Below are 5,395 nucleotides of genomic sequence, written 5' to 3' on the forward strand. Positions count from 1 at the left end.
TCCTTGGGGCTGCCGCAGGGATAGCGGCAGCCCCAAGGATGGCGGAGAGCGGCGGGGGAGTCAATTTGGGGAATGCCTCCCCTCTCCCGCCAGCGGAGCCCCTAATAATCCATACCGCCCCCGGGCGGCATCATGGGACCGGCCTCCTTCTTCGGCTTTTCCGCCACCATCGCCTCGGTGGTAACCAACAGCCCGGCGATGGAGGCGGCGTCCTGCAGGGCGGTGCGCACCACCTTGGCCGGGTCGATCACACCTTGGCCGTAGAGATCGCCATAGTCGCCAGTCTGGGCGTTCCAGCCGAAAGAGAATTGACCGTTCTCACGCAGCTTGCCGACGATGATCGAGCCTTCGGCGCCCGCGTTTTCGGCGATCTGGCGTACCGGCGTTTCCAGCGCGCGGCGCACGATCTCGATGCCGGTCCTCTGGTCGGGATTGTCGACGGCGATGCCGTCAAGCGCCCTTGCCGCTCTCAGCAACGCCACGCCGCCTCCGGGCAGGATGCCCTCCTCGACCGCCGCGCGGGTGGCGTGCAGCGCGTCGTCGACGCGATCCTTGCGCTCCCTGACCTCGACCTCGGTCGAGCCGCCGACGCGGATGACGGCGACGCCGCCGGCGAGCTTGGCCAGCCGTTCCTGCAGCTTCTCGCGATCGTAGTCGGAGGTGGTTTCGCCGATCTGCTGCCTGATCTGGGCAACGCGGCCCTCGATCTCGGGCTTGCCGCCGGCGCCGTCGACGATGGTGGTGTTCTCCTTCTCGACGGTCACTCGCCTGGCGCGGCCGAGCATCGCCAGAGTGATGTTTTCCAGCTTGATGCCGAGATCCTCGGAGATGACCTGGCCGCCGGTGAGGATGGCGATGTCCTCCAGCATCGCCTTGCGGCGGTCGCCGAAGCCCGGTGCCTTGACGGCGGCGACCTTCAGGCCGCCACGCAGCTTGTTGACGACCAGCGTTGCCAGCGCCTCGCCCTCGACATCCTCGGCGATGATCAGCAGCGGCTTCGCCGACTGCACCACCGCCTCGAGGATCGGCAGCAGCGCCTGCAAATTGGTCAGCTTCTTCTCATGGATCAGAAGATAGGGCTCCTCGAGATCGGCGCGCATCTTGTCCTGGTTGGTGATGAAATAAGGGCTGAGATAGCCGCGATCGAACTGCATGCCCTCGACCACTTCGAGCTCGGTCTCGGCGGTCTTGGCCTCCTCGACGGTGATGACGCCCTCATTGCCGACCCTCTGCATCGCCTCGGCCAGGAAGCGGCCGATCTCGGCATCGCCATTGGCCGAGATGGTGCCGACCTGGGCGATCTCGTCGTTGCGGGTCACCTTGCGGGCATTGGCCTTGAGCTCGGCGACGATCACTTCCACGGCCTTGTCGATGCCGCGCTTCAGATCCATCGGGTTCATGCCGGCGGCAACCGCCTTGTTACCTTCCTGGACGATGGACTGGGCAAGCACCGTCGCCGTGGTGGTGCCATCGCCGGCAATGTCGCTGGTCTTCGACGCCACTTCGCGCACCATCTGCGCGCCCATGTTCTCGAACTTGTCCACCAGTTCGATTTCCTTCGCCACTGTCACACCGTCCTTGGTGATGCGCGGCGCGCCGAACGACTTGTCGATGACGACGTTGCGCCCCTTGGGGCCGAGCGTCACCTTCACCGCATCGGCCAGAATATCGACGCCGCGCAGCATCTTGTCGCGGGCCTCGGCGTGGAATTTCACTTCCTTGGCAGCCATTGGAACCCTCCCTCCGCGAGCCTTCCCTTGTCAGGGCTCGCACGCTTATCGAACTAGTCGGGCACCAATGGGTTTCAAGGGCGGCAGCCGAGAATCTTTTCAATCTGCCGGTGCTGCAACGCCCTGTAATCACGATGTTATTCAGGATCGCGCAAGCGCAGGACGGTCGGTCCCGAGGGCGGAGAGAGCTTGTGCGGCGCAGCATCGGAACAGTTCGCCGCGTCCACCCGTTCAGAAGGGGCCAGCGGCGCTGGCGAGCGGCCTTGCCAGGTGGGCGCTTGGGCTGCAGTAGTTGGCGTGCGCCGCGCCGGCGACAGAGGACGATGGCAATGGTCCAGATCAGGGCAATGACGAAAGGCGACCTGGCTGCAGTGTCGCAGTTGCTCGGCCAATCCTGGCGGCGGACCTATTCGCCGATCATGGGCGCGGAGACCACGGCGCGGCTTTCCGACGACAAGCACGCGCCGGACAAGCTGGCGGCGGAACTTGCAGACGACGACAAGATGTCCTTCGTCGCCGAGCGGCCCGACGGGTCGATCGCCGGCTACGCCATGGCGGCGATGGATGATCGCGGCGACGTCATGCTCGACCGCCTGCATATCGAACCGGAAGAGTACGGCAGCGGGCTGGCGACCGACCTCTTGCACGCCGTGCTCGCCGCCCATGCCGGCATCGCCTCGATCGCGCTCGAAGTGATCGAGGGCAACGACCGGGCGATCGCCTTCTATCGCAAGCACGGTTTCGAGGTGGTCGAGCGGCGACCCGCCGCGCACGGGGTCGGCGGCCATGCCTCGCTGATCATGCGCAGGCTGCTGCCGAGGGCGTGAGGCCCGGCGGGCATTGCCAGCGCGGCGGTGCGGGTGGTTCCTGTAGCGGCCGTCCGGCGTCCTTCGGCCGGAACCACCCGCCCGCCTCGCGTCCCTGCCAAGACAATCGCAGACTACGATCCTTGCCGTCGGGTAGTGTCTCAGTTTGAAATTCAGAGCTTGTATTCGAATTCCCATAGCCCGACCCGCGAAAGCTCACAGGCTATCTCATTCCAGCTATTGCCCTTAGCCGAAGCGCATCGAGCGATGAGAAATTTTTCCAGTTGAAGGTGATCGAACGTCCGCATGAAAATTACGCCTTCACCAGAAAAGGCCGCTTCTGTGTGGGACCGAAGAAACCATGCCGGCGAACACACCGTGGCCGTGAAAGCATCTGAGCCTTCTTTACCCTCTTCTCCCGCATAGAAATCAATGGTGAGCGAAAAATCAGTTGGATCAGACGGACGCCATGTAGAGAGATCGAACGCGAGCTTATCGGCGTCCACAATCCTATGACCCTTATACTCCGCTTTCATGAAACTCGCTTTTCCTGCTTCTTATAGGGACCGCGCTTGCCCGGCTTCGGCGCAACGGCGTCCATCTTCTCGCAAAGGTCTTCCATCGACCAGAGCGTCTGTAGATCGCGACCATGTGGACATGGTTGTCAAACTTCTTTGAGAAGGCATTGGTAAGGCGTGAAGCGACGGTTCGCCATGCGCATCGTGAGATTGGCGCGTTCGATATGCGATGTGCCGGGTTGCCTTCAACGCGCGTCTTGACGGCACCAGTGCAGACGGCGGGGCTATAGCGGCTCTCTGGCGACTTGTTGCTTTCCGGCTCGCCAGGTGCCCATCGGTCGTGAGCTGGACGCGGTTGGCAAGGCGGTCTTTCACGTCATCCATGAAGGTCAGCGATGTTCGCCGTCACGACCGCCAACCAGCCATGACACGATGAGGTTGGTATCGCTGTCCAAAGCGGTCCAGGTCCATACGTCGCCAGCGCCTTCGACCGGCTGCTTCATGGTCGAAACGTTCTTGGCTTTCGCGGCGACAAACGACCAGATTTCATCACATTGAATACGCTTGGAGGTGACGTTGCGAACTTCGCGGTCGTGCAGATCGGCGCAGAACTTGCCGACATCGACTGTTGATCGACACATCGGCAACGCGCGAGATCGACCGCATCGAACTACCCCCGTAGGCGGTTCCGCCTATGGGAGCAAACGCCGCGGGGCGCTATCGCCTAGCGATCAAATTCAAACTGAGACACTACCTGCCGTCGGCTTCCCTTGATCTCGATCAAGCACCTGCCTGTCCGGCTGGACGGCTTACCGCCCTGCCCTATAATTTAGCCGGATTGCACATTCGGCCGGAGAGAACACATGAGCCTGGGCAAGCGGAAACTCGGCAGCCAGGGGCTCGAAGTCTCGGCAATCGGCCTCGGCTGCATGGGCATGAGCCAGTCCTACGGCCCGGCCGACGAGGCGGAATCGATCGCCACGCTGCACCGGGCGATCGAGCTCGGCTGCACCTTCCTCGACACGGCCGAAGTCTACGGGCCGTTCGTCAACGAGGAACTGCTCGGCCGCGCGCTGAAGGGGCGGCGCGACCAGGTGACCATCGCGACGAAATTCGGCTTCGTCATCAAGGACGGCAGGCAGGACGGCACTGGCCGCGACAGCCGGCCCGAGCACATCCGCGAGGTGGTGGAGGCATCGCTGAAGCGGCTCGACACCGACCGTATCGATCTCCTCTACCAGCACCGCGTCGATCCTGCCGTGCCGATGGAGGATGTCGCCGGCACGGTCGGCGAGCTGGTGGCCGCGGGCAAGGTGCGCTTCCTCGGCCTATCGGAGGCCGGCATCGCCAACATCCGCCGCGCCCATGCCGTGCATCCGGTGTCGGCGCTGCAGAGCGAATACTCGCTGTGGGAGCGCAATCTCGAGCCCGAGATCATCCCGCTGCTTAAGGAGCTCGCCATCGGCCTGGTGCCTTTCGCGCCGCTCGGGCGCGGCTTCCTCGCCGGCGACGTCAAGCGCGCGGAAGACTACCCGGAAGGCGATTTCCGGCGCGGCGACCCGCGCTACCAGGGCGAGAATTTCGATGCCAATGTCGCGGCGGCGAGCGCGGTGCGCGACGTGGCCGCCGCCAGGGGCGTGAAGCCCGGCCAGATCGCGATTGCCTGGCTGCTCGCCAAGGGCCCGGAATTCGGCATCGACATCGTGCCGATCCCCGGCACCAAGCGCCGGACATATCTGGAGGAGAATGTCGCTGCCGCCGACATCGGGCTTGACGCCACCGAGATGCTGCTGCTCGACATGGCGCTGACACCCGACAGGATTTCGGGGCCGCGCTACAACGAGCGGACGATGTCGATGGTGGATCGGTAGGCCTGTTTCACGCCGAGCTGCGCAGCATCAGCTCGGCGTTGAGCAGGATGCGGGCGTCACCGCGCTTGGCCGAGGACTTTTCGTCCAGCCGCTCGAGCAGCAACTCGATCGCCAGGCGGCCGATCTCGTTGTAGTTCTGCGCCACCGTCGTGATCGGCGGGCAGGCGTAGCGCGACAGCGGATGGTCGTCGTGCCCTGCGACCCTCAGATCGCAATCGGCGCCATGTCCCACCTTGAGGCCGAGCTGGAAGGCGGCGCCGAGCACGCCGAAGGCGACGCGGTCGTTGGCGCACAGCACGGTCCTGGTCGAAAAGCCGCCGGCCTTCAGGATGCGCGTCGCCTCGTCAAAGCCGAACTTCTCGAAATCCCAGGAGCGCGCGTCCTCGACCGGCACGATGCGCGGCGTCATCTTGAACTGCTGCATGGCCTCGACATAGGCCTCCTGCCTGGCCGAAGCGTTGTTGTTGACC

At 64.2% G+C, this 5,395-nt stretch carries 5 protein-coding genes and 1 pseudogene; 2 read left to right on the forward strand and 4 right to left on the reverse strand.

Annotated features, from left to right (window positions below):
* Nucleotides 1–101 precede the first annotated feature (101 nt).
* The gene (gene groL / locus EOA33_RS22855) at nt 102–1,730 is read right to left on the reverse strand and encodes a chaperonin GroEL (protein ID WP_127406654.1); all 1,629 of its coding nucleotides are present in this window, start codon (nt 1,728–1,730) and stop codon (nt 102–104) included.
* Nucleotides 1,731–2,059: 329 nt separating this feature from the next.
* Between groL and EOA33_RS22860 the strand changes: the two genes are divergently transcribed.
* Nucleotides 2,060–2,557: a GNAT family N-acetyltransferase gene (locus EOA33_RS22860; protein ID WP_127406655.1), complete on the forward strand. Its 498-nt coding sequence runs from the start codon at nt 2,060–2,062 to the stop codon at nt 2,555–2,557.
* Between the two features lie 152 nt (nt 2,558–2,709).
* Here EOA33_RS22860 and EOA33_RS22865 read toward each other — a convergent pair whose 3' ends face one another.
* Together EOA33_RS22865 and EOA33_RS22870 are read right to left on the reverse strand one after the other, a co-directional pair.
* A complete protein-coding gene (locus EOA33_RS22865) occupies nt 2,710–3,072 on the reverse strand; it encodes an Imm8 family immunity protein (RefSeq protein ID WP_127406656.1) in 363 nt (120 codons plus the stop codon).
* Nucleotides 3,069–3,750 (reverse strand): annotated as a pseudogene (locus EOA33_RS22870) (IS1 family transposase). Before EOA33_RS22870 ends, EOA33_RS22865 begins: the two are co-directional and overlap by 4 nt.
* Before the next feature lie 167 nt (nt 3,751–3,917).
* Between EOA33_RS22870 and EOA33_RS22875 the strand changes: the two are divergent.
* Nucleotides 3,918–4,925 (forward strand): aldo/keto reductase, encoded by a 1,008-nt coding sequence (locus tag EOA33_RS22875; protein ID WP_127406657.1) that lies wholly within the window; start codon nt 3,918–3,920, stop codon nt 4,923–4,925.
* 7 nt (nt 4,926–4,932) lie between these two features.
* On the opposite strand, the gene EOA33_RS22880 is transcribed toward EOA33_RS22875, so the two are convergent.
* Nucleotides 4,933–5,395: LacI family DNA-binding transcriptional regulator (locus tag EOA33_RS22880; protein ID WP_145989240.1), on the reverse strand; the 463-nt coding region annotated here is incomplete at its 5' end.

The organism is Mesorhizobium sp. M4A.F.Ca.ET.050.02.1.1, assembly GCF_003997725.1.
GTDB lineage: Bacteria > Pseudomonadota > Alphaproteobacteria > Rhizobiales > Rhizobiaceae > Mesorhizobium.

What these genes read in the sequence shown, in the direction of transcription:
- groL (WP_127406654.1), bottom strand. Translation starts at nt 1,730, where the DNA reads ATGGCTGCCAAGGAAGTGAAATTCCACGCCGAGGCCCGCGACAAGATG.
- EOA33_RS22860 (WP_127406655.1), top strand. Translation starts at nt 2,060, where the DNA reads ATGGTCCAGATCAGGGCAATGACGAAAGGCGACCTGGCTGCAGTGTCG.
- EOA33_RS22865 (WP_127406656.1), bottom strand. Translation starts at nt 3,072, where the DNA reads ATGAAAGCGGAGTATAAGGGTCATAGGATTGTGGACGCCGATAAGCTC.
- EOA33_RS22875 (WP_127406657.1), top strand. Translation starts at nt 3,918, where the DNA reads ATGAGCCTGGGCAAGCGGAAACTCGGCAGCCAGGGGCTCGAAGTCTCG.